Origin of the sequence: Pseudomonas sp. 9AZ, from assembly GCF_902506525.1 — a bacterium.
In the GTDB taxonomy this organism is placed as follows: Bacteria; Pseudomonadota; Gammaproteobacteria; order Pseudomonadales; family Pseudomonadaceae; genus Aquipseudomonas; species Aquipseudomonas peli.
In genome coordinates this window covers 3,236,076-3,260,082 of the sequence record NZ_LR733840.1, presented here as the reverse complement: position 1 = coordinate 3,260,082, position 24,007 = coordinate 3,236,076, and the positions used below count along the sequence as shown (strand labels likewise).

Annotated in this window: 23 protein-coding genes; 19 read left to right on the top strand and 4 right to left on the bottom strand. The window is 61.0% G+C overall.

Translation table 11 applies throughout. From position 1 onward, the window contains the following. Positions 1-11: 11 nt before the first annotated feature. A complete protein-coding gene (hemH, locus tag ALTER154_RS15300; RefSeq protein WP_160088309.1) occupies positions 12-1,034 on the top strand; it encodes a ferrochelatase in 1,023 nt (340 codons plus the stop codon). 156 nt (positions 1,035-1,190) lie between these two features. Beyond that, a complete protein-coding gene (locus ALTER154_RS15295) occupies positions 1,191-2,522 on the top strand; it encodes an MFS transporter (RefSeq protein WP_160088307.1) in 1,332 nt (443 codons plus the stop codon). Between the two features lie 55 nt (positions 2,523-2,577). On the opposite strand, the gene ALTER154_RS15290 is transcribed toward ALTER154_RS15295, so the two are convergent. Continuing rightward, positions 2,578-3,846: a uracil-xanthine permease family protein gene (locus ALTER154_RS15290; RefSeq protein WP_160088305.1), complete on the bottom strand. Its 1,269-nt coding sequence runs from the start codon at positions 3,844-3,846 to the stop codon at positions 2,578-2,580. 2 nt (positions 3,847-3,848) lie between these two features. Continuing rightward, on the bottom strand, positions 3,849-4,487 hold the full coding sequence (gene upp / locus ALTER154_RS15285) for a uracil phosphoribosyltransferase (protein WP_160088303.1): 639 nt from the start codon (positions 4,485-4,487) through the stop codon (positions 3,849-3,851). Positions 4,488-4,734: 247 nt separating this feature from the next. On the opposite strand from upp, the gene ALTER154_RS15280 reads away from it, so the two are divergent. Together ALTER154_RS15280 and ALTER154_RS15275 are read left to right on the top strand one after the other, a co-directional pair. Continuing rightward, complete coding sequence (locus ALTER154_RS15280; protein WP_160088301.1) at positions 4,735-5,292, top strand: hypoxanthine-guanine phosphoribosyltransferase; 558 nt, start codon at positions 4,735-4,737, stop codon at positions 5,290-5,292. Positions 5,293-5,297: 5 nt separating this feature from the next. After that, complete coding sequence (locus ALTER154_RS15275; RefSeq protein ID WP_160088299.1) at positions 5,298-5,771, top strand: WbuC family cupin fold metalloprotein; 474 nt, start codon at positions 5,298-5,300, stop codon at positions 5,769-5,771. On the opposite strand, the gene dauA is transcribed toward ALTER154_RS15275, so the two are convergent. Then, positions 5,768-7,507 (bottom strand): C4-dicarboxylic acid transporter DauA, encoded by a 1,740-nt coding sequence (gene dauA, locus ALTER154_RS15270; RefSeq protein WP_178126345.1) that lies wholly within the window; start codon positions 7,505-7,507, stop codon positions 5,768-5,770. The genes ALTER154_RS15275 and dauA overlap by 4 nt on opposite strands. Positions 7,508-7,690: 183 nt before the next feature. Here dauA and ALTER154_RS15265 point away from each other — a divergent pair, with 183 nt between their 5' ends. The 7 genes from ALTER154_RS15265 to ALTER154_RS15235 all read left to right on the top strand — a co-directional run bounded on the left by ALTER154_RS15265 (position 7,691) and on the right by ALTER154_RS15235 (position 14,290). Next, positions 7,691-7,978: a PA4642 family protein gene (locus tag ALTER154_RS15265; protein ID WP_160088297.1), complete on the top strand. Its 288-nt coding sequence runs from the start codon at positions 7,691-7,693 to the stop codon at positions 7,976-7,978. Between the two features lie 164 nt (positions 7,979-8,142). Then, on the top strand, positions 8,143-8,736 hold the full coding sequence (locus ALTER154_RS15260; protein ID WP_160088295.1) for a TetR/AcrR family transcriptional regulator: 594 nt from the start codon (positions 8,143-8,145) through the stop codon (positions 8,734-8,736). A gap of 53 nt (positions 8,737-8,789) precedes the next feature. Then, positions 8,790-9,899 (top strand): NADH:flavin oxidoreductase, encoded by a 1,110-nt coding sequence (locus ALTER154_RS15255; protein WP_160088293.1) that lies wholly within the window; start codon positions 8,790-8,792, stop codon positions 9,897-9,899. A 183-nt stretch (positions 9,900-10,082) separates the two neighbouring features. After that, the gene (locus ALTER154_RS15250; protein WP_160088291.1) at positions 10,083-11,030 is read left to right on the top strand and encodes an alpha/beta fold hydrolase; all 948 of its coding nucleotides are present in this window, start codon (positions 10,083-10,085) and stop codon (positions 11,028-11,030) included. A gap of 166 nt (positions 11,031-11,196) precedes the next feature. Further along, positions 11,197-11,703 (top strand): TRAP transporter small permease subunit, encoded by a 507-nt coding sequence (locus ALTER154_RS15245; protein ID WP_160088289.1) that lies wholly within the window; start codon positions 11,197-11,199, stop codon positions 11,701-11,703. Further along, positions 11,703-13,028, top strand: coding sequence for a TRAP transporter large permease subunit (locus tag ALTER154_RS15240; protein ID WP_160088287.1), 1,326 nt, complete (start codon positions 11,703-11,705; stop codon positions 13,026-13,028). The genes ALTER154_RS15245 and ALTER154_RS15240 overlap by 1 nt, the downstream gene beginning before the upstream one ends. A gap of 209 nt (positions 13,029-13,237) precedes the next feature. Next, a complete protein-coding gene (locus ALTER154_RS15235) occupies positions 13,238-14,290 on the top strand; it encodes a TRAP transporter substrate-binding protein (protein ID WP_160088285.1) in 1,053 nt (350 codons plus the stop codon). 76 nt (positions 14,291-14,366) lie between these two features. Here the strand turns inward: ALTER154_RS15235 and ALTER154_RS15230 are convergent, their stop codons facing one another. After that, positions 14,367-15,173, bottom strand: coding sequence for an ABC transporter substrate-binding protein (locus tag ALTER154_RS15230; protein WP_160088283.1), 807 nt, complete (start codon positions 15,171-15,173; stop codon positions 14,367-14,369). A 318-nt stretch (positions 15,174-15,491) separates the two neighbouring features. Between ALTER154_RS15230 and ALTER154_RS15225 the strand changes: the two genes are divergently transcribed. From ALTER154_RS15225 to ALTER154_RS15190, 8 genes are all read left to right on the top strand, one after another. Next, positions 15,492-16,865, top strand: a complete 1,374-nt coding sequence (locus ALTER154_RS15225; RefSeq protein WP_090251523.1) for a glutamine synthetase family protein — start codon at positions 15,492-15,494, stop codon at positions 16,863-16,865. A gap of 39 nt (positions 16,866-16,904) precedes the next feature. After that, complete coding sequence (locus ALTER154_RS15220; protein ID WP_160088281.1) at positions 16,905-18,293, top strand: aldehyde dehydrogenase family protein; 1,389 nt, start codon at positions 16,905-16,907, stop codon at positions 18,291-18,293. Between the two features lie 8 nt (positions 18,294-18,301). After that, a complete protein-coding gene (locus tag ALTER154_RS15215; protein WP_160088279.1) occupies positions 18,302-19,471 on the top strand; it encodes an iron-containing alcohol dehydrogenase in 1,170 nt (389 codons plus the stop codon). A 183-nt stretch (positions 19,472-19,654) separates the two neighbouring features. Continuing rightward, complete coding sequence (locus ALTER154_RS15210) at positions 19,655-20,578, top strand: ABC transporter ATP-binding protein (RefSeq protein ID WP_090251530.1); 924 nt, start codon at positions 19,655-19,657, stop codon at positions 20,576-20,578. After that, positions 20,575-21,309 (top strand): ABC transporter permease subunit, encoded by a 735-nt coding sequence (locus ALTER154_RS15205; protein ID WP_160088277.1) that lies wholly within the window; start codon positions 20,575-20,577, stop codon positions 21,307-21,309. Before ALTER154_RS15210 ends, ALTER154_RS15205 begins: the two co-directional genes overlap by 4 nt. An 8-nt stretch (positions 21,310-21,317) precedes the next feature. Beyond that, on the top strand, positions 21,318-23,153 hold the full coding sequence (locus ALTER154_RS15200) for a Gldg family protein (protein ID WP_160088275.1): 1,836 nt from the start codon (positions 21,318-21,320) through the stop codon (positions 23,151-23,153). Between the two features lie 146 nt (positions 23,154-23,299). Continuing rightward, positions 23,300-23,488, top strand: a complete 189-nt coding sequence (locus ALTER154_RS15195; RefSeq protein ID WP_090251538.1) for a 4-oxalocrotonate tautomerase — start codon at positions 23,300-23,302, stop codon at positions 23,486-23,488. A 225-nt stretch (positions 23,489-23,713) separates the two neighbouring features. After that, positions 23,714-23,923: a cold-shock protein gene (locus ALTER154_RS15190; RefSeq protein WP_090251540.1), complete on the top strand. Its 210-nt coding sequence runs from the start codon at positions 23,714-23,716 to the stop codon at positions 23,921-23,923. Positions 23,924-24,007: the final 84 nt, after the last annotated feature.

Sequence of the window (24,007 nt, the reverse complement as noted above, 5' to 3'; positions counted from 1 at the left end):
TAGGACTTTGCATGACCGATCACGCCTTGCTGTTGGTAAACCTGGGCTCGCCGGCCTCCACTGATGTGGCCGACGTGCGTCGTTACCTCAACCAGTTCCTGATGGACCCCTATGTCATTGATCTGCCTTGGCCGCTGCGGAGGCTGCTGGTTTCGCTGATTCTGATCAAGCGTCCAGCCGCCTCGGCGCATGCTTATGCCTCGATCTGGTGGGAAGACGGCTCGCCGTTAGTGGTGCTGAGCAAGCGCCTGCATCAGGCGATGAAGGCGTCCTGGACCCACGGTCCGGTGGAGCTGGCCATGCGTTATGGCGAGCCGTCGCTGCAAACCGTGCTGACTCGCCTGGCTGCTCAGGGCATCAAGCAGGTCACGTTGGCGCCGCTGTACCCGCAGTTTGCTGACAGCACCACCACCACGGTGATCGAAGAAGCCAAGCGCGTGGTGCGTGAGCAGCAGCTGCCGATTCGCTTTTCCATCCTGCCGCCGTTCTATGATCAGCCGGAATATGTGGATGCCTTGGTGGATAGCGCCAAGCCCTATCTGGAGCAGGATTTCGACCATTTGCTCCTAAGCTTTCATGGCCTGCCGGAGCGACACTTGCACAAGCTCGACGCCACTGGCCATTGCCTGAAGGGCGACGACTGCTGCCGTACGGCCTCACCTGAGGTATTGGCCAATTGTTACCGCGCTCAGTGCCTGCGCAGCGCCGAGCTATTTGCCCAGCGCATGGGGCTTAAACCCGAACAGTGGTCGGTGTCGTTCCAGTCGCGGTTGGGTCGCGCCAAATGGATCGAACCCTACACTGAGGCACGTCTCGATGAGTTGGCCAAGCAGGGCGTGAAGAAGTTGCTGGTGATGTGCCCGGCCTTTGTCGCCGACTGCATCGAAACCCTGGAGGAGATCGGCGATCGTGGTCGCGAGCAGTTTGTTGAGGCTGGCGGTGAAAGCCTGCAGCTGGTGCCGTGTCTGAATGATCATCCCAGCTGGGTCACTGCCCTGAAAACCCTCAGCGAGCGTGCACCGCTACAGCTCTAGAGAAATATGCTGTGACGGTTATTCGCCCGAAAGGATGCCGCGCATTCGCCTGGCTAATAACACCTACGAGCGATACTCAGCGCCCTGCAACTCAGCCTAAGCTGGCAGTTCTTTCAACCGTCGTGCACCGCACCAACGGTGCCGAGGAGACTGCCAGTGCTCAACAACAATAACGGCTATCCCTCTTCCACCCGTGCCTGGGTGACTGTCGCCATCCTGATGGTGGCGTACGTGCTGTCGTTTATCGACCGGCAGATTCTCAATCTGCTGGTCGGCCCAATCCGCCGTGACCTGATGATCAGCGACACGCAGATGAGCCTGTTGATGGGCCTGTCCTTTGCGTTGTTCTACACCGTTTGCGGGATTCCCCTGGGTCGTTTGGCCGATACCAAGAGTCGTCGTGGCTTGATAGCCTTTGGCGTGTTGTTCTGGAGTGCCGCCACCGCCGCCTGCGGCATGGCCAAGCTGTACTGGCAATTTCTTCTCTGCCGCATTGGCGTGGGCGTCGGCGAGGCGGCGTTGTCGCCAGCGGCCTACTCGCTGATTGCCGACAGTTTTCCGGCTGAACGCCGCGCTACCGCCATCAGCGTATATTCCATGGGGGTTTACCTCGGTTCCGGGCTGGCCTTTCTGCTCGGTGGCCTGGTGATTCAGTTCGCCTCGGCTCAAGGCGATGTGGTGCTGCCGGTATTGGGTGAAGTACGGCCCTGGCAATTGATCTTTCTGATTCTTGGCGGCGCGGGGATTCTGTTCACCCTGCTCCTGCTGGCGGTCAAGGAGCCTGCACGTCGGGGCGTCGGGGCTGGTGTCGCGGTACCGCTGGCGGATGTTGGCCGGTATATCCGCGCCAACCGGCGTACTGTGCTCTGCCACAACTTCGGCTTTGCCGGCCTGGCGTTTGCCGGTTATGGCAGCGCAGCCTGGATTCCGACTTTCTTTATTCGTACGTACGGTTGGGATGCCGGCCAGGTCGGTATTGTTTACGGCAGTATCGTGGCGGTGTTCGGTTGTTTGGGCATTGTCTTCGGTGGTCGTCTGGCGGACTGGATGGCTAAGCGCGGCAGCAGCGACGCCAATATGCGTGTCGGCCTGTACGCGGCCGTTGGCGCGGTGCCTTTTGTGCTGGCCTTCCCGCTGATGGAAACGGCGCTATGGGCGGCGATTCTGACTGCGCCGACGGTGTTCTTCATGAGCATGCCATTTGGCGTCGCACCAGCTGCGATTCAGGAAATCATGCCCAACTCGATGCGCGGCCAAGCCTCGGCAATCTACCTGTTTGTCATCACCCTGATCGGCTTGGGCATCGGCCCTACGGCGGTGGCGCTGGTGACCGACTATGTGTTTTCCGATGACATGGCGCTGCGTTACTCGCTGCTGATCGTCACCAGCATTGCCGTGTTCAGTTCGATTGTGCTGCTGAGCATGAGCCTCAAGCCTTACCGCGAGAGCGTGGTGCGGTTGCAGCAGTGGTCAGCTCAGTCCGCCTGACGTACCCCAAAAATAAAAAAGCCCCGCAGTTGCGGGGCTTTTTAGTGGGTGCGAGTTACAGGTCTGGCTCTTCCAGCACGGTCTTGCTGCGCCAGCCTTGGCCGCCTGGCAGCACCAGGTTGAGCACCAGGGCGCAGATGGCGCACAGCGAGATGCCGGAGAGGGCGAAGTCGCTGTTGCCGATTACCATGCCGCCGATGCCGAACACCAGAGTCACCGAGACGATGATCAGGTTGCGTGCTTCGGACAGGTCGACCTGATGGCGGATCAGGGTATTCAGGCCTACAACCGCGATGGAGCCGAACAGCAGGCAGAGAATGCCGCCCATCACCGGTACCGGAATGCTCTGCAGCGCGGTGCCGAACTTGCCGACAAAGGCCAGACCGATGGCGAAGCAGGCCGCCCAGGTCATGATCTTCGGGTTGTAGTTCTTGGTCAGCATCACCGCGCCGGTGACTTCCGCGTAGGTGGTGTTCGGTGGGCCGCCGAACATACCGGCCGCCGAAGTGGCCAGGCCGTCGCCGAGCAGGGTGCGGTGCAGGCCAGGCTTCTTGATAAAGTTCTTGCCGGTCACGCTGCCGATCGCCACTACGCCGCCGATATGTTCGATCGCCGGAGCCAGAGCCACCGGGACGATGTAGAGGATCGCGCCCCAGTGCAGCTCAGGCGTCACGAACGCCGGAATCGCCAGCCAGGGTGCGGCCGCGATATTGCTGGTGTCTATCACCCCGCAGAACGCCGCGACGATGCAGCCGACGATGATCCCCGCGAGGATCGGCACCAGGCGCAGCAGGCCACGCCCCATGGCTGCCACCAGCACGGTGGTGATGAGCGCCGACATGGAAATCAGCATGGCGGTTTCATACGGCACCAACTGCGCGCTGCCATCGCCGGCTTTGCCCATGGCCATGTTCACTGCTACTGGCGACAGTGCCAGGCCGATGGAAATGATCACCGGGGCAATCACCACCGGCGGCAACAGGCGGTCGATAAAGCCCGCGCCTTTGACCCTTACCACCGCGCTGAGCAGGATATACACCAGGCCCGATGCGACGATGCCGCCCAGCACGGCCGGCAAGCCAAACTCACCCTTGGCGGCGAGAATTGGTGCGATAAAAGCAAAGCTGGAGGCCAGGAATACCGGCACCTGGCGACCGGTTACCAGTTGGAACAGCAGGGTGCCGATACCCGCGGTGAACAGCGCCACGTTGGGGTCCATGCCGGTGATCAGCGGCATCAGCACCAGGGCGCCAAAGGCCACAAACAGCATCTGCGCGCCGGAAATACCCTGACGCCAGAGTGGATCGTTGTACTCATCCTGCATGCTTACGCATCCTTCTGTTTGGTGCCGAAGATCTTGTCGCCGGCATCGCCGAGGCCGGGAATGATGTAGCCGTGTTCGTTCAGGCACTGGTCGATGGAGGCGGTATAGATGGTCACATCCGGGTGCGCGTCGTTGACTACTTTGATGCCTTCTGGCGCCGCGACCAGGACCATGGCGCGGATTTCCTTGCAGCCGGCTTTTTTCAGCAGGTCGATGGTGGCGACCATTGAGCCGCCGGTGGCGAGCATCGGGTCGATGATCATCGCCAGGCGTTCGTCAATTTCCGGCACCAGTTTTTCCAGGTAAGTGTGCGCCTGCAGCGTTTCCTCGTTGCGCGCCACACCGACCGCGCTGACCTTGGCGCCCGGGATCAGGCTAAGCACGCCTTCAAGCATGCCGATGCCGGCGCGCAGGATCGGCACCACCGTGATTTTTTTGCCGGAGATTTTTTCAACCTGCACGGTGCCGCACCAGCCCTCGATCTCGTAGTTTTCCAGGGGCAGATCCTTGGTCGCTTCATAGGTCAGCAGTGCACCGACTTCCTGAGCCAGCTCCCGAAAGTTCTTCGTGCTGATATCGGCGCGGCGCATCAGGCCGAGTTTGTGACGGATCAGCGGATGGCGGATCTCGAGGATGGGCATGGCGGGGGTCTCCGGCAGGACGGGTAAAAAACTGGCCTAGATTAAAGCATTGGCTATGCCAAGTGCTGGGCCAAGATGGCCTAATATCGCTAAATAGCGCCTAACGTGTCGTGGCTTGCGGGTAATTGCCGCAGTTGGTCTGTCGGGGCTTGCTCTGCATGACGCAGATGCGTACCTTTGCCGGCTTTTATTTTGACGCATCGATCAGCTTTCTGGTCTGAGTGTCCCGCTCCCAAGAGGAAACAGCATGTCCGTCGATCTCGCGCATATCCGCCAAGTTATGGCCGAAGCCGATTGCCTGCACAGCAATGCCGAGGTTGAGGTGGCCATCGACAGCATGGCGGCCGCTATCAACAGCGAGATGGCCGACAGCAACCCTGTGGTGTTCTGCGTGATGAACGGCGGGTTGATCTTCTCCGGCAAGCTGCTGCCCAAGCTTAACTTCCCGCTGGAACTGTCTTACCTGCACGCCACCCGTTACCGCAATGAAACCAGTGGCGGCGAGCTGTTCTGGAAAGCCAAGCCGGAAATCTCCTTTATTGACCGCGACGTGCTGATCATCGACGACATCCTCGATGAAGGGCACACCCTCGGTGCAATCATCGATTTTTGCCGTCACGCCGGCGCCAAGAACGTGCGCATCGCCGTGCTGGTAGATAAAACCCACGACCGTAAAGCACGTCCGGACCTCAAAGCCGATTACGTCGGTATGTCCTGCGTTGATCGCTATGTTTTTGGCTATGGCATGGACTACAAAGGCTACTGGCGCAATGCGCCGGGTATCTACGCGGTTAAAGGGCTGTAAGACGTATGAGTGGGCCGCGCTTTCTTGATCAGACCCTGTTCGGCGCACTGGCCGAGCAAGCGGCGGCCAGCCCACGGCAACGCCAGCACCATAACTTCCACCAGATGGAAGAGCCCTGCCACCGCATGGCGGTGGGGCTGCAGCCGGACACCTATATCCCGCCACATCGCCATCTTGCGGCGGACAAGGCCGAAGCGCTGCTGGTGCTTAAGGGCCGCCTGGGCCTGCTGATCTTTGATGACGCCGGTGAGGTGTTGGATAAGCGCGTGCTTCAGGCCGGTGGCGAGTGTGTCGGCGTCGACCTACCGCCTGGGGTGTTTCATGCTCTGGTGGCGCTGGAAGCCAACAGCATTCTCTTCGAATGCAAAGCCGGGCCCTACAAACCAGTGGGGGAGGGCGAACAGGCCTGTTGGGCACCGCGTGAAGGCGAACCTGGCGTTGCCGACTACCAGGCCTGGATGCGCGCACAATTTACTTAGTCCGTTCTTTCCCCATCGGCCTTGGACGTTAGCCAGCGCAACGCTTTCTCTCTGGCTTGGGCCAGGTCGCGTACATACGCCAGCTCACCCTCGACGCGCACGATGCCGGCGCGGCGCAATTGCAGGCGCACCTGTGGCGTTGGTCCGCTGAGCACCAGGGCGACGTGCTGTTCGCGGTAGTCGCGCAGCACATTGTCCAGCGCGGCGATGGCGGTCATATCCAGCAGCGGAACGGCGCTGATATCGACGATCACCACCTTCACCCCCGGGGTAAAGCGCCTGAGCACGCTCAGGGCCTTTTCTGCTGCGCCGAAGAACAGCGGGCCGCGAATGGCGTAGGCCAGCACGTGTTCGGGCAGGTCATTAAGCGCCTGGTGAAAGTGCTTGGGCAGCGCTTCGGTGTCGGTCAGGTCGCTCATGCGTTTGATAAACAGCCCAGCGGCCAGCAGCAGGCCGACGCCCACGGCCAGCACCATATCGAACAGCACGGTGAGAATCAGGCAGGTCAGCAGCACCAGCACATCACTGCGTGGGGCGATGCGCAGGGTATGTCGCACATGCCGCGGCTCGCTCATGTTCCACGCCACCACCAGTAGCAAGGCCGCCAGCGCCGCCATCGGCAAGTAACTGAACAGGGGCGCGAGAAACAGGATGGCGATCAGCACCACGCCGGCATGGGCAATCGCGGCCAGTGGCGAGTAAGCCCCGGCGCGCACGTTGGCGGCGCTGCGGGCAATCGCGGCGGTGGCGGTGATGCCGCCGAAAAAGGGCGCAACCAGATTACCGATGCCCTGGCCGATCAGCTCGCCATTGGGGTCGTGCTTGCTGCCGGTCATGCCATCGGCGACCACCGCGCACAGCAGCGACTCAATCGCGCCGAGCATGGCGATGGCAAAGGCCGGGGCGAGCAGTTGGCGAAACAGCTCAAAGCTCACCGCCAATGGTTGGCCATCGGCCCCCGGTAAGTGCCAGGGCCAGATAAAGCTCGGCAGAAACGGTGGAATACCCGGATGCTCAACGCCATCCAGGCTGTAGCTAAAGCGCTCGCCAATTGTTGCCACGGGAATTTGTAGGCTTTCCAGCAGCAGGCCAAGCAGTGCGCCAATTGTTAGGGCCACCAGATGCCCGGGTATTTTTGGCACCCAGCGCGGCCAGATCAGCAGCGTCGCCAGGCATACCAGCGCCACCAGGCTGTCGCCCAGTTGCAGGCTGGGCAGGGCGTGTAGCAGGCCATTGAGTTGTTCGATGTAGTTGTTCGGCTGGCTGCTGAGTTGCAGGCCAAACAGATCCTTGATCTGCAAGGTGGCGATGACGATGCCGATGCCGGCGGTAAAGCCCAGGGTGACCGGGTAGGGGATAAATTCGATCAGCCGCCCGGCGCGCATCAGCCCGAGGGCAATCAGGATCAGTCCGGCCATCAGGGTGCACAGCAGCAAACCGCCGAGGCCGAATTGCTGGGTGACCGGCAGCAGAATCACTACGAAGGCGGCGGTCGGCCCGGAGACGTTAAAGCGCGAGCCGCCAAACAGGGCGATCAGCGTGCCGGCCACCAGCACCGTATACAGGCCGTGTTGTGGTGCCACGCCGACGGCAATTGCCAGGGCCATGGCCAGCGGAATGGCAATGATGCCCACCGTAATGCCGGCGCTCAGGTCGTTGCGCAGGTTTTTCCAGCCATAGCCGGCGCGTAGGGTCTGGCGCCAGGCGGAGAACAGCGGCGGTAAGGGCAGCGACATAATGACTCCCAACTCGATAGGCGCAGTATAGGGTTTGAGTACGGTGGGCTGTGTTGACCTAAGTCGGCTGTGCGCCAGCCTCAACGCGTGTTAAACCCTGTGGTTGCCCGGCATCCGTTGAGCCCTTGCCCGCCCCGGAGGTACACTGCCGCCCCCGTGTGGCCTGGTTAGCTGGAGTGAGTGATGCGTAAAGACAAGAAACAGGTGATTGGCGAAGAGATTGGTGACGAGCCGATCAAGCTGTTCCTCAGTGTGGAACCGGCCGATGCCACGCCACCGTCGCTGCACAAGCTGGTCAAGGCCTACCGCGGCCTGCGTATCGATGACTTCGAGCGCTTTGTCGGCTTCTTCGTCGCTGCCGGCTACGACCTGAATGCCAAGGATGCTCAGGGCAATGACTTTATCGCGCTGATCCAGGATCAACGCTTTGCCGAACCCTACATCGATGTGATCAAAGCCGCGCGCGGCTAACATCGAGTCAGCCCGTACAGCACTGATTAAGGCTTACGCCTGCCCACAAAGCCGCGACCTGTTCGCGGCTTTTTCGTGTCTAAAACCCGCGCTGCTTCTTGCTAACAATCACGCAAATCAATAGTGCTGGGCGAGGCGAGACGACCGGTCATATTCTTGCCGGCATGAACTCCAGCATCCGACTCGACAAGCGTGACCTGATCCTTGCCAAAGGCGCCGAGGTGATGACCCGTCGCGGTTATCACGGCGCCGGCGTGCAGGAAATCGTCCAGGCGGCGGGGGTGCCGAAAGGCTCCTTCTATCACTATTTCGCCAGCAAAGAAGACTTTGCCCTGCAGGCCTTGCAGCAGGTCTATCAGCCGCGCTTGGCGCGTTATGCCGAAGCCCTGAGCAATCCGGCGCTCAGCCCGCGTGAGCGCATCCTCGGTTATTACACCGAACTGGTTGAGCACTTCGCCCGTCAGGAGCGTCTGGAATACCACTGCTTTATTGGCAGCCTGAGTTTCGAGATGGCCGAGTTGTCGCCGACGCTGGGCGCGCAGGTCGATGCGATTTTGCAAGCTTCGGCGGACACCCTGCAGGCCTGCCTGGAACAGGCGCAGGCGGCGGGTGAACTGCCGGCCGATGAGGATTGCCGCAACCTGGCGAGCTTTATCGCCAATGCCTGGCAAGGCGCGCTGACCCGGCTCAAGGTGGCGAACAACACTCGTGCCCTGACTGACTTTATCCAACGCCTGCAGCTGCTGTTGCAGGCCTGATCCCAAGCTCCCTTTAACCAGTTGCGGCGCTCTCGCCGCCCCGAGGAATGATGATGACCGATCCCGTTAAAGCGCTGTTCCAACCCTTTACCCTGGGCAACCTGGAGCTGCCGACCCGTGTGGTCATGGCGCCGATGACCCGTTCCTTTTCCCCAGGTGGCGTGCCGAACAGCAAGGTTATCGAGTATTACCGTCGCCGCGCCGCTGCCGGTGTTGGCTTGATCGTTACTGAAGGCACCACCGTCGGTCACAAGGCTGCCAACGGTTACCCGAACGTGCCGCGTTTTTATGGTGAAGACGCCCTGGCCGGCTGGAAGAAAGTAGTCGAGGCCGTACACGCCGAAGGCGGCAAGATCGTTCCGCAACTGTGGCACGTGGGCAATGTGCGCAAGCTGGGCACCGAGCCGGACGCCAGCGTCCCAGGCTACGGCCCGAGCGAGAAGATTAAAGAAGGCAACGTGGTTGTGCACGGCATGACTCAGGACGACATCAAGGAAGTGATCGCCGCCTTCGCCCAAGCCGCCAAGGATGCCAAAGCCATTGGTATGGACGGCGTGGAAATCCATGGTGCTCACGGCTATCTGGTTGATCAGTTCTTCTGGGCCGGCAGCAACCAGCGCACCGATGAATACGGCGGTGACCTGGCTCAGCGCTCGCGCTTTGCCATCGAACTGATCCAGGCTGTACGCGCCGCAGTGGGCCCGGAATTTCCGATCATCTTCCGCTTCTCGCAGTGGAAGCAGCAGGACTACACCGCACGCCTGGTGCAAACCCCGGAAGAGCTGGGGGCGTTCCTCAAGCCGCTGAGCGATGCTGGCGTGGACATCTTCCACTGCTCGACTCGCCGCTTCTGGGAGCCGGAGTTCGACGGTTCTGAGCTGAACCTGGCGGGCTGGACGCGCAAGCTGACTGGCAAGCCAACCATCACCGTTGGCAGCGTTGGCCTGGACGGCGAGTTCCTGCAGTTTATGGTCAACACCGACAAGGTGGCTCAGCCCGCCAGCCTGGAAAACCTGCTGGAGCGCCTGAACAAGCAGGAGTTCGACCTGGTGGCCGTAGGCCGCGCATTGCTGGTTGACCCGGATTGGGCGGTAAAAGTACGCGATGGCCGCGAACAGGACATTCTGCCGTTTAGTCGTGATGCGCTGACCAGCCTGGTCTAATACCCCGTTTTATCGTGTGCGCCGCAAAACGGCGCAACACTCCTCAAGCCCCGGCACATCGGGGCTTTTTTTCGTCTGCGCTTTGGCTTGTACGCGGGCACCACGCATTGATGCAGAGCACTCAGCAGGCAAGCGCCGCGTCGTTGGCTAGTATTGCCAGTGCCCCGCCATCAGGTACCGACTATGAAACGTGTTGTGCAGATATCCGTATCCCTTGTTCTGCTGTTGCTGATCAGCCTGGTCGCTGCAGTGGCCTGGAACTGGGCGCCGGATCGCTCCCTTGCCGACCTCAAGCCACGCTGGGCCTTGCCGCCATCCGAGTTTCTGGCCATCGACGGCATGCTGGTGCACCTGCGCGACCAGGGGCCGCGCGATGACCCCGCGCCGATTGTGTTGCTGCACGGCACCTCGGCCAGCTTGCACACCTGGGAAGGCTGGGTAACATCGTTACAGGCTAAGCGTCGGGTGATCAGCCTTGATCTGCCAGGTTTCGGTCTCACCGGGCCTTTCCCCGATGGCGATTACCGTATGTCTCACTACAGCGCCTTCCTTGCCCGTGTGCTGGACCAGTTGCAGGTGCCGCGAGCGGTGGTAGCGGGCAACAGTTTTGGCGGGCAATTGGCCTGGCAGTTTGCCCTGGACCATCCACAGCGGGTCGAACGGTTGGTATTGGTGGATGCTGCCGGTTACCCGCGCAATGCCACCTCCATTCCCATCGGTTTTCGCCTGGCGCAGATCCCCGCGCTTGCGCCGCTAATGGCCAACCTGCTGCCCCGGCAGATGATCGAGGCGAGCATTCGTAACGTCTATGGCGACCCGAGCAAGGTCAGCGATGAACTGATCGACCGGTATTACGAACTGACCTTGCGTGCCGGCAACCGTGAAGCCTTGCGTCAGCGTTTTATCCAGGCCGAAGCCGGGCAGGGCTTCACGCGCATCGCTGAGCTCAAAGTGCCGACCTTGATTATCTGGGGCGGCCGCGATGAATTGATCCCGCCGGACAACGCTGAGCGCTTCAAGCGCGATATTCAGGGTAGCCGCCTGGTGCTGTTCGACGACCTGGGGCATGTGCCCCAAGAAGAGGACCCATCTCGCACCGTCGCGGTGCTGATGGGCTTTCTAGAGGGCTAGTCGGGGTTTAGGACGGCTTTCTACTGCGCACTAAGCTGCTGATATTTCGAGAGAGATTGCCTGAATAAAAGAGCTGGCGTGCTTTGTGCTACCTCAGCTTGCGCTGATTGGCTTTGGCCAATCTTGGTCTAGGCTCTCGGAATAACAATTATTCGGCAGGTGCAGTATGCCCAAGGCCATCAGGCTGTTTGTGCACGCAGTGGAGGCGCTCAACCGCGTTGTCGGGCGCTTCGCCATGTACCTGATCTTCGCCATTCTCGGCGTGCTGCTCTATTCCTCCATCAGTAAGACGTTCTTTATGCCGGCCGCCTGGACGCTGGAATCGGCGCAGTTTCTGATGGTCGCTTACTTCCTGCTTGGCGGCGCCTATTCCATGCAGCTCGATGCTCATGTGCGCATGGACCTGTTCTACAGCCGCTGGTCGCCACGGGCCCGCGCGATCATCGATGCGATCACCATCGGCTTTCTGATTTTCTACCTGGTGTTCCTGCTCTACGGCGGTATTTCTTCAACTCAGTACGCCCTTGAGTACAACGAAACCAGCTACTCGGCCTGGTCGCCGAAAATGGCGCCGATCAAGATCATCATGTGCATCGGTATCGCCCTGATGCTGCTGCAGGCCATCGCCACCCTGTTCAAGGACATCGCCGCCGCGCGGGGGGAAACGCTGTAATGGATTACGAGCTGATCGCCCTGCTGATGTTCTCCTCGATGATGTTGCTGCTGCTTACCGGCAAGCGTGTATTCGGTGCCATTGGTTTTGTTGCCGTGGCCGCCGCCCTGTTGTTGTGGGGTGATGGCGGTTCGGAAATGGCCTTCAGTGCGGCCATGAAACTGATGAAGTGGTACCCGCTGCTGACCCTGCCGTTGTTCGTGTTTATGGGCTATATGCTCTCCGAATCGGGGCTGGCCGAAGACCTCTACAAAATGTTCCATGTCTGGATGGGCCCGCTCAATGGCGGCCTGGCCATCGGCACCATTGGCCTGATGGTGGCGATCTCGGCGATGAATGGCCTGAGCGTGGCGGGCATGGCCATCGGCGCCAGTATCGCTCTGCCGGAGCTGCTGCGCCGCGGTTACGACAAGATCATGGTCACCGGGGTGATTCAGGCCGGAAGCTCCCTCGGCATTCTGATTCCACCGAGCGTGGTACTGGTGCTGTACGGCATGATCGCCCGCCAGCCGGTTGGCCAGTTGTGGCTGGCCGGAGTGTTTCCCGGTCTGCTGATGGCCGGGCTGTTTATCCTGTATATCGCTATTCGCTGCCGTTTACAGCCGGAGTTGGGGCCGGCGCTGTCTGAGCAGGAGCGCAGTCAGATCAGTCGGCGTGAAAAGCTGCTGCTGCTCAAAGCCGGCTTTGCGCCACTGTTTATCTTCTTCTGCATGACCGGCCTGTTTCTCATGGGCATCACCAGCCTGGTGGAAAGCTCGGCAGTTGGTGCGGCGGCGGCCACCCTGATGGCATTGGTCAAGGGGCGTTTGACCCGCAGCGTGATGGAAGAAACCCTGCGCAAGACCCTTGGCATCAGCTGCATGTTCATGTGGATCATCCTCGCCGCCCTGTGCTTCGGCGCTGTGTTCGACGGCCTCGGTGCGGTCAAGGCGATTGAGGCGTTCTTTCTCGACAGTCTCGGCCTGGGGCCATGGGAAGTGCTGATCCTGATGCAGCTATCGTTCATCCTGATGGGCATGTTCCTTGATGACACCGCCATGCTGGTAATCGTCGCCCCCTTGTATATCCCGCTGGTCGGTGCGCTGGGCTTTGATCTGGTCTGGTATGGCGTGCTCTACACCATCACCTGCCAGATCGCCTATATGACGCCGCCCTTCGGCTACAACCTGTTCCTGATGCGCGCCATGGCTCCGCCGGAAGTCTCGCTGCGCGACATCTACGTTTCGGTGACTCCATTCGTGCTGATCATGGTCCTGGCGCTGGTGCTGGTCATGGTCTTCCCGCAGATCGCCCTGTGGCTGCCGCAGTGGCATTACGGCGGGTGAGCACATGAATTTCAGCTGTAGGCCAGCGCAGTCGTACCGACAAAGCCAGTGAGGATTGCCGCGGCGCAGCGCCGCTTATGCCGTACGCAATCCTCAAGGGCTTTTGAGCAATCAGGTGCAGGTTGCCCCTCTGAAAACCCTGCCAGTGCCCCGTGGGCCAGGCAGTGCGGTTGTATGCCATCTGAATCGACAAGCCTGGAGATAACAGCATGAGTACGAGACGCAGTTTTCTGAAAACCGCCGCGGTAGCAACCGGGGCAGCAGGGGCAACGGCATTGGGTTCGGCGCATATCTACGCCGCCGAGCCGAAGAAAATCGTCTGGCGCCTGCAAACCTATGCCGGCGCGGCCTTGGGCGAACATGTGATCAAACCGTCCATTGATGCCTTCAACAAGGCCGCCAATGGCGAGATGGAAATCCAGCTCTATTACGCCGACCAACTGGTGCCCACCGGCGAGCTGTTCCGCGCCATGCAGAAGGGCACCATTGATGCGGTGCAGAGCGATGACGACTCCATCGCCGCGCCCGTAGATATTTCTGTATTCGGCGGCTATTTCCCGTTTGCCACCCGTTACAGCCTGGATATTCCGGTGTTGTTCAACCAATACGGGCTCAATGAAATCTGGGCCGAAGCCTATGGCGAGGTCAAAGGCGTGACCTGGCTCGGTGCCGGCGCCTGGGACCCGTGCCACTTCGCCACGGTCGAGCCGATCACCAAGCTTGAGCACCTCAAGGGCAAGCGCATTTTCACCTTTCCCACTGCCGGTAAATTCCTCACCCGCTTTGGCGTGATCCCGGTGACCCTGCCTTGGGAAGATGTCGAGGTGGCGATCCAGACCGGAGAGCTGGACGGCATTGCCTGGTCCGGCATCACCGAGGACTACACCGTCGGTTGGGCCAACGTAACCAAGTACTTCCTTACCAACAACATCTCCGGCGCTTGGTGCGGCTCCTACTTCGCCAACTCGGACAAATGGGCCGAGGTGCCCGAGCACCTGAAAACCCTGTTCAAATTGTGCATGGACAGCTCCAACTACTACCGCCAGCACTGGTACTGGGGTGGTGAAGCGCAACTGCGGGTCGAGGGCGGCAAATTGCAGCTGACTTCAATCCCGGCCGAGGAGTGGGCCACCGTTGAGGCCGAAGCCCAGGTGTTCTGGGATGAAATCGCCAAGACCAGCCCACGCTGCGCCCGTGTGGTGGAAATCTTCAAGAAGTACAACGCACTCATGGCCAAGGCCGGCGCGCCCTATCGCGGCTAGTGCTGTGTTGCTTGCACCCTACGCCCGCAGCGCAAGATGCGGGCGTATTTTTTTGCGTGGCAGGCAGGCGGCTCAGTCAGTGCGCGTAGCGATTGTGCAGGGCCTGGAAGCGACCATCCTGCTGCACTCGTTGCAAAGCAGCGCGCCAGCGCGCGATGTCCTGCTCCGGCATGCCACGGGACAGGGCGATAAAGCCTTCATCGCGGCCCAGTTGCACGGCGCTTGGGCGCACCTTGTCGGCCGCGACGCCCGCCTCGCGCAGCCTCTGCGCCAGCTCTGAGTCAGCCGAGGCAACCAGCGCGATCCGGCCGGCTGCGAGCATGCTGAAGCAGGTGCTGTAAGTGTTGTTGCGCTTTAGTTGGGTGAACGCCATGGCTGTCAGGCGTTCGTCATGGGAGCTGCCGTTGAGTACGCACACCGGCAGGTTCTTGGCATCCTCCAGGCTGAGGATGCCGGTGGGCCGTTGGGTGTTTTCGTAGAGCCAGTCGGTCTCTTCCCAGATGGGCCCGACCCAGTGCGCCAGCGGCAGGCGTTCCGGGGTTTTGGCAAGGTTGAAGAGCACCACATCGTCACGCTGTTGCAGTTGCGCCAGACCACGCGCCAAGGGCACTTCCTGGATTGGCAGCGGCTCGGCCATATCAGTCAGCAACTCGCGCACCAGCTCCAGATAGAACGCCCGCTTGCCGGCATGTTCGCGTCCGCGTAACTGGCCGTCGATCAGTACGGCTTGGCTATCCAGGCTGTGGGTGTAGATCAGCCAGTCACGGGCCAAGCAGGCCGTAGGCGCAAGCCAGGCAGCCAGTACCAGCGCCACTGCGGCGGCAACTGCTGTGCGATGCCGAGTCTGGCCGGGCGCTGGCAGGGTGCGGGGCATCGGGTTCAAACAATCTCCGGTATGGCTTCTGGCGGCCGCTTGGCGCATGCAGCCAAGTGTTCGGCGGGCGGTGATCTGTGCTTTTACAGCAGAGCAGTGTCTGCCGTCACCTGTGATGCAACTTGTGCGGGTTGTTTTGCCTAATTGACCAGCCAACTTGGCAAACCTGTACCACACTGATGGAGCTTTTTGCCGGGTGTTCTAACAGGCGTTGGGTAGTCGTCAGGGCGCGTTGTGTAGTGGTTGTGGGGATGCGCTTGAGACGCTGTTGTTGCCTGCAGGACTGACACCGGATGTCGGCCATAAAAACAATAGACAGGTGCATTTATGCTCAATCCGCGAGACGTGAAAACCGTTCAGGATGCCAAGCGCATTGTCGAAGAGCGCGGCCTCAGCCATATCAAGGTTGGGGTGTTCGATAACGATGGCGTGATGCGCGGCAAATACCTCAGCCGCAGCAAATTCTTCTCTGCCCTCGACAGCGGCTTTGCCTTCTGCGATGTGGTGCTCGGCTGGGACGTGAAGGACCAGCTTTATGACAACGCCCAGTACACCGGCTGGCACACCGGCTACCCGGATGCGCCGGTGCGGGTGCTGCCGCATACCTGCCGCGACTTACCCTTCGAGAACGGCATGCTGCTGTTTATCTGCGAGTTTGCCGAGGCAGCGGAAAAGGTCTGCCCACGCGGCACCCTGCGCCGGGTGATCGAGCGCTGCAAGGCCATGGGCTTTGATGCTTTTGCAGCGCTGGAATATGAATTCTTCATGTTCGATGAAACCCCGGAGTCGGCCCGCGAGAAGGGTTTTCGCAACCTCAAACCGTTTACCCCGGACTGGTTTGGCTACTCGATGATTCGCAACTCGGTACACGCCGAGCTGTACCACGAGATCCTCGAAATGGCCGAACGCATGGACTTCCCCATCGAAGGCCTGCACACCGAAACCGGCCCAGGCGTGCTGGAGGCGGCGATTGCCTATGACCGCGCGGAAGCTGCCGCCGACAAGGGCGCGCTGTTCAAAACCTTTATGAAGGTGCTGGCCCAGCGCAACGGCCTGATGGCCACCTTTATGGCCAAGTGGTCGGGCAAATATCCGGGGCAGAGCGGGCATATCCATGTGTCCCTGCGTGATCTGGCCAGCGGCAAGTCGGCGTTCTATGACCCGAGCCAGGCGCACAACATGAGCAAGATTCAGCGCCACTTTCTTGCTGGGCAGCAGCGCCTGATGCCGGAGTTCCTCTGCATGGTGGCGCCCACGCTGAACAGCTACCGGCGGCTGATTCCCGGTTTCTGGGCGCCCACCGATGCCACCTGGGGTGTGGAAAACCGTACTGCTGCGTTGCGGGTCATTCCCGGTAGTGACAAGTCCCAGCGTCAGGAATATCGCCTCGGTGCGGCCGACGGCAATCCGTTTCTGGCCCTGTCGGTGGCGCTCGGCTCCGGTCTGTATGGCGTGATGCAGCAGTGGGAGCCAACTGAGCCGGTGGTGGGTAATGCCTACGCGATGAAGCACCCCGAGGAGCTGGCTCTGCCGCGCACTCTGTGGGATGCCGCGCAACGGCTGAAGGCCTCGACGGCGGCACGTGAGCTGTTTGGCGATGAGTTTGTCGAGCACTTTGCCGCCAGCCGCGAGTGGGAAGAGCGCGAATACCGCCGGCATGTCAGCGACTGGGAACTGGATCGCTACTTCGAAATTATCTAGCGCGCGGCCCCGGCTGATTGGGCTTATGGAGTCTTTTCAATGAGCAAACTGCAATGCATTTCTCCCATCGACGGCTCGGTGTATGTCGAGCGCCATCTGGCCTCCAATCCTGAAATTCAGGCTGCCCTGGCCAGGGCCGAGCTGGCGCAGCAGGCCTGGAAGACCACCCCGCTGGCTGAACGCATCGCCATCGGCCGTAAGGCGATTGCTGCGTTCGCCGCCAAGGAAACCCAGCTGGCTGAAGAGCTGTGCTGGATGATGGGCCGGCCGATCCGCTATGCCGCAGGCGAAGTGCGCGGTTTTGTCGAGCGTGCCAGCTATATGGCGGACATTGCCGAGAGCGCCCTGGCGGATATCCAGGTACCGGAAAAGCCTGGGTTTATCCGTTTTATCCGCCGCGAGCCGTTGGGCGTGGCGCTGGTGATCGCCCCCTGGAACTACCCCTACCTGACTGCGGTGAACGCGGTGATGCCGGCGCTGCTGGCCGGCAATGCGGTGCTGCTCAAGCATTCAGCGCAAACGCCATTGTGCGCTGAGCGCATGGTGGAGGCCTTCAGCGAAGCTGGCTTGCCGGACGGGGTATTCCAGTACCTGCACCTGAGCCACGGCGAGACCGAGGCGCTGATTCAGGCGCCGACCATCGCCCACGTGGCCTTCACCGGTTCGGTACCCGGCGGCACCATGGTCGAACGGGTGGCAGTAGGTCGCTTTCTCAGCATCGGCCTGGAACTGGGCGGTAAGGACCCGGCTTATGTGCGCGCCGACGCCGACCTGGCCCACGCGGTGGAGACCACGATTGATGGGGCGTTCTTCAACTCCGGACAATCCTGCTGCGGCATCGAGCGCATTTATGTGCACGAATCGCTCTACGACGCCTTCGTCGAGCAGGCGGTGGCGTTGGTCAAACAGTACAAGCTAGGGCGTTCCGATGACCCGGACACCACCCTTGGCCCATTAGTGCGTGCCGAGGCGGCGGATTTCGTCCGTGGGCAGATTCACGACGCTGTTGAGCAGGGCGCCACTGCCCATCTGGTGCCGGCCGACTTTGCTATGGACCATCCCGGCTCGCAGTACCTGGCGCCGCAGGTGCTGACCAACGTGAATCACGGCATGCGTGTGATGACCGAAGAATCCTTCGGTCCGGTAGTAGGCATCCAGAAGGTCAAAGATGACGAAGAAGCCCTGGCGCTGATGAACGACAGCGAGTTCGGCCTGACGGCCGCGATCTTCAGCCGTGACGTAGATACCGCCATGGCCCTGGCTGACCGGGTGCAGGCGGGCACGGTGTTTCTCAACCGCTGCGACTACCTCGACCCGGCGCTGGCCTGGACCGGGGTGAAGAATTCCGGTCGCGGCTGCACCCTGTCTAGCGTGGGCTTCGAGCATGTTACCCGGCCGAAATCCTTCCATTTCAAGACTCAGTTGTGAGGCACGCCATGGACCTGAATCACTACCGCATGAACTGGAATTACCCGACCTCGGTGCGCGTCGGCGTTGGCCGTGTCAGCGAGCTTCCGGCGGCTTGCCGGCAACTGGGCATGAGTGCACCGCTGTTGGTCACCGACCCTGGCCTGGCTGCCTTGCCAATGATCGACCGTGCGCTATTGCACTGCCGAGATGATGGTCTCAAGGCCGGCTTGTTCCATGGCATCAAGGGCAACCCCACCGGGCAGAACGTGATGGACGGGGTGGCCGCATTCAAGGCCGGTAAGCATGACGGGGTGATCGCCTTTGGCGGCGGTTCGGCGCTGGATGCCGGCAAGGCCATCGCCCTGATGGTCGGCCAGGATCGACCGCTGTGGGATTTCGAGGACATCGGCGACAACTGCAATCGCGTCAATGTTGCCGGCATGGCCCCGGTGGTAGCGGTGCCAACCACTGCCGGCACCGGCTCGGAAGTCGGCCGCGCCTCGGTGATTACCGATGATGCTGCGCATATCAAACGCATCATCTTCCACGCACGCATGTTGCCGGCGCTGGTGATCCTCGACCCAGAGCTGACCCTCGGCCTGCCGGCCAAGATCACCGCCGCCACCGGCATGGATGCGCTGTCGCATAACCTGGAGGCCTTCTGCTCACCGCTGTTCCACCCCATGGCCGAAGGCATTGCCCTGGAAGGCATGCGCCTGGTGCAGCAGTATTTGCCGCGCGCGGTGGCGCAGGGCAGCGATGTGGAAGCGCGCTTGCAGATGCTGGTGGCCTCGAGCATGGGCGCCACCGCATTCCAGCGTGGCCTGGGCGCCATGCATGCTCTGGCCCATCCGCTCGGTGCGCTGTACGACGCCCACCACGGCCTGCTCAATGCAGTATTGATGCCTTACGTGCTGGTTGCTAACCGCGAACGTATCGAGCCGCAGATGGAGAAAATGGCGCGCTACTTGAACCTGGCCAAGCCTGGTTTTACGGGCGTGCTGGAATGGGTGATGGCGCTGCGTGAGCAGGTCGGTATCCCGCACAGCCTGGGCGAGATTGGCATTGATGATGTGCGCATCGAGCAGGTTGGACAGATGGCCGAGGTTGACCCATCCGCCGGCACCAACCCGATTGCCTTTACCGCTGCGCAATACAGTCAGTTGTTCGAAAAAGCCCTGCGCGGCACCCTCTAATCTCTGGCCTTACCAGCGCTGCTCGCGTGGGCGAGCAGCGCTGTAGCGAACAGATACATGACCCGCCGGTTCTTCGCTTGCGCTGCCTGCGCGTGACTCCTTATATTCCCCCGGCATTTAAGCGCGCCCGGCTTGCGCCTGCCCGGCTGCAAGCAGGGTCTGTTACCGCAATGGTGAGAGGCCATGATCGAAATAAAAAACCTAACCAAGCGTTTTGCGCAGCACACGGCTGTTGACGACCTGTCCTTCAGTGTTAAGCCCGGTGAAGTGCTGGGCTTTCTCGGCCCTAACGGTGCCGGCAAATCCACCACCATGAAGATGCTCACCGGCTTTCTGGCGCCGACTTCAGGCAGTGCCAGCATCCTCGGTTTCGATATCCAGAAAGACACCCTCAAGGCCCAGCGGCAGATCGGTTATCTGCCCGAAGGCGCGCCGTGCTACGGCGATATGACGGTGCGCAGCTTCCTCGAATTTATCGCCGAGGTGCGAGGTTTCAAAGGCGCCGAGAAGCGTCAGCGGGTGGCCAAAGCGGTGGCTCAAGTCGAGCTGGACGCCGTGCTGGAACAGTCGATCGAAACCCTGTCGAAAGGCTTCAAGCGTCGCGTCGGCCTGGCCCAGGCGATTCTGCATGATCCCAAGGTGCTGATCCTCGACGAACCCACCGACGGCCTCGACCCCAACCAGAAGCACCAAGTGCGCAAGCTGATCCAGAGCCTGGCCCACGACAAGATCGTGATCATTTCCACCCACATCCTCGAAGAAGTGTCCGCTGTGTGCACCCGCGCGGTGGTAATCGCCCACGGCAAGCTGCTGGCCGACGGCACGCCGCTGGAGCTGGAGAGCCGCTCGCGTTATCACCAGGCCGTCACCCTGGTGGCTGCCGAGCCGCTCGATCAGGCCGCGCTGGCTGCGCTGCCGGGCGTGGCCGGGGTGGAAGAAAATACCCTGGAACACAGCCTGAGCATCCTCGCCAAACCGGGTGAAGTGATCTTCCCGCAGGTCAACGCGCTGATCGCGGAGCGCGGTTGGCAGGTCAAGGAATTGAATGTCGAACGCGGGCGGCTGGACGAAGTGTTCCGCAGCCTGACCCGTGGGGAGGTGGTATGAGTCAGTTGTCGGTGATCTTCAAGCGCGAGCTGGCGAGCTACTTCGCCACGCCGCTGGCTTACGTGTTTATCCTGATTTTCCTGGTGCTGTCCGGGGTGTTCACCTTCTACCTCGGCGGCTTCTTCGAGAGCGGCCAGGCCAACCTCGCGCCGTTCTTCAACTTCCACCCTTGGCTGTATCTGTTTCTGGTGCCGGCAATTGCCATGCGCCTGTGGGCCGAAGAGCGCAAGAGCGGCACCATCGAGCTGCTGATGACCCTGCCGATCACCCGTTTCGACGCGGTCACTGGCAAGTTTCTCGCCGCCTGGGTGTTTGCCGGTTTGGCGTTGCTGCTGACCTTCCCGATGATCATCACCGTCAACTACCTGGGTGAGCCGGATAATGGCGCGATCATCACCGGCTATATCGGCAGCTGGCTGCTGGCGGGTGCCTACCTGGCGATTGGCTCGTGCATGTCGGCCCTGGCGAAGAACCAGGTGATCGCCTTTATCCTGGCGGTCAGCGTGTGCTTCCTGTTTATCGTCAGCGGCTTCCCCATGGTGCTCGACGGTTTCAGTGGCTGGGCGCCGCAGTGGCTGGTGGATGCCGTGGCTTCGCTGAGCTTCCTGACCCGTTTCGATGCGATCAGCAAGGGCGTGATCGACCTGCGCGACCTGTTGTATTTCCTCATCCTGATCGCCGCCTGGTTGGCGGCAACAGCGGTGGTTATCGACCTGAAGAAAGCTGACTGAGGCCGCCCATGAAAAAGCTGATGGTTTCCAGCGCCGGGCTTGCACTCATTGCCCTGGCGTTTCTCGCCTTCAACCTGTTCTCCAGCGTCAGCCTTAGCGGCGTGCGTCTGGATCTGACCGAGCAGAAGCTCTACACCCTCTCCAGCGGCACCGAGCAGATTCTTGCCGAGCTGGATGAGCCGGTGGAGCTGAACTTCTTCTACTCCGACACCGCGACCAAGGACTTGCCGGCGCTGCGCACCTACGCCAAGCGCGTCGAGGAAATGCTCAAGGCTTATCAGCGTGAGGCGGGCGACAAGCTCAAGCTGACGATCATCGACCCGGCGCCGTTTTCCGAGGACGAAGACAAAGCCGCCGAGTTCGGCCTGCAGGGCATTCCGCTGCAGCAGGGTGGCGATTCGATCTATTTCGGTCTGGCCGGCAAGAATGCCGAAGGCCTGACACAGGTGATCCCGTTTTTCGCCCTGGATCAAGAAGAGTTCCTCGAATACGAACTCAGCCGTCTGGTGCAGAGCCTGGCCAAGCCCGAGCGGCCGGTGGTCGGCGTGCTGTCTGGTTTGCAGGTCAACGGTGGTTTCGACATGGCCGCGCGGCAGCCGACACCGGCCTGGATGCTGATCGAGGAAATTCGTCAGCTGTTCCAGATCGAAAGCCTCAAGCGTAATGTCGACCTGATCCCTGAGAAGGTCTCGGTACTGCTGCTGATTCATCCCAAGCAGCTGCCTGAGCAGACCCTGTATGCGATTGACCAGTTCGTCCTGCGCGGCGGCAAGCTGCTGACCTTCGTTGACCCGTTCAGCGAGGCCGATACCCAGGCCGAAATGCCCGGCGAGATGGTCATCGACAAGGCCTCCGACTTGCCGGAACTGTTCAAGGCCTGGGGCCTGCGCATGGTGCCGGACCAGGTGCTTGGCGACGGCTCGTATGCCATGTCGGTGAGCATGGGCGAAGGCCAGCGTCCCGTGCGTCACGCTGCCTGGCTGAGCCTGCCGAAGAATGCCCTGGACAAGGACGACATCAGCACCGCCTCGCTGGAAACCATCACGGTGGCCACTGCCGGCATGCTGGAACCGCTGAACGACGCGAAAACCCAGTTCATCCCGCTGGTGCGCAGCTCGCATTACGCCATGCCGTTTGATGTCAAACGCTTCGGCATGCTGGCCAATCCGGAAGAGCTGATCCGCGAGCTGGAACCCACCGGTGAGCGCTATACCCTGGCCGCACGTATCAGCGGCCCGGCGCAAACGGCTTTCCCTGAGGGCATCGAGGGGCAGAAGGATGGCCTCAAGCAGGCGGACACGATCAACGTGATTGTGGTGGCCGACACCGACATGCTCACCGACCGCATGTGGGTGCAGGTGCAGGACTTCTTCGGTCAGCGTATTCCGCAGCCGTGGGCGGATAACGCCGGTTTTGCGATCAACGCGCTGGACAATCTGGCCGGCTCCGAAGCGCTGATCAGCGTGCGCTCTCGCGGTCGCTTCACCCGTCCATTCGAGGTCGTAGACGCCATTCAGCGTGACGCCGAGGTGCAGTTCCGCGAGAAGGAGCAAGCCCTGCAAACGCAACTGGCCGACACCGAGCAGAAGCTTGCCGCCCTGCAGCAGAACCAGGATCCGAGCAAGGCCCTGGAACTGACGCCTGAGCAGCAGGCCGCGGTGCAGCAGTTCGTGCAGCAGAAACTGGCGATCCGCAAGGAACTGCGCGATGTGCGCTACCAACTGAATGCCGATATCGAAGCCCTGGGCAGTAAGCTCAAGTTCCTCAATATCGCCCTGGTGCCGCTGGTGCTGACCTTGGGCGTGCTGGCGCTGTGGCTGTGGCGTCGCCGCAAGCAAGGCTGATCCCGTCTGTATCTGCAAAGGGCCGCTTTATGCGGCCCTTTGTTTTTCTGTCATCCCGGTCAGATAATGCCCGCGCGCAAATGCGCCAAGCGGATCGCCGTGACCGATCTAACCAGTCCTGCTCCACTGTTTTGAGGATTAATTAGATGCCTACCCTCCTGGTCAAAATATTCGAAGGCCGCAGCGATGAGATCAAGCGCGAGTACGCCAAAGCCCTGACCGACGCCTCGACCAAAGTGCTTGGCTGCGACGCCAGCGCGGTAGATGTGATCTTCGAAGAGGTCAAAAAAGGCGACTGGGCCACCGGTGGTGTGATGTGGTCTGAGCGCGACTAGCCCTGGGTCGGGGATGGGTTATCCGTTGCACGATGAGCCCATCCTCTGGCCTGCTTTCTTCTCCGTAAATATCGCTGCATAGCTTGTCCTGTATGACCTGTAGCCTGCCGGCAAAAAGTCCTTTTCAGGCATAAACGCTGTTTTATACTCGGCCTTCGGTGATGGCTGGGCACTCGCCTGCAGGCCGCGCCAAACAATAAAAACTGCACGCTGGAGATACAGGTAATGGCTGAGCGCGAGACAGGCACCGTCAAGTGGTTCAATGATTCCAAGGGTTATGGCTTTATTCAGCGCGAGAGCGGCGCGGACGTGTTCGTGCATTTCCGTGCGATCCGTGGCGAAGGTCATCGCACCCTGCTCGAAGGGCAGAAGGTCGAGTTCGCCGTGACCCAGGGCCAGAAAGGCTTGCAGGCTGACGACGTGTCCGCCGTTTAAGTCCACTCCCGCAGTAGAAAAGCCCATCACCGATGGGCTTTTTGCTTTCTGTCCTTTGGTCGTTTTCCCCTAGGCAAAAATGCG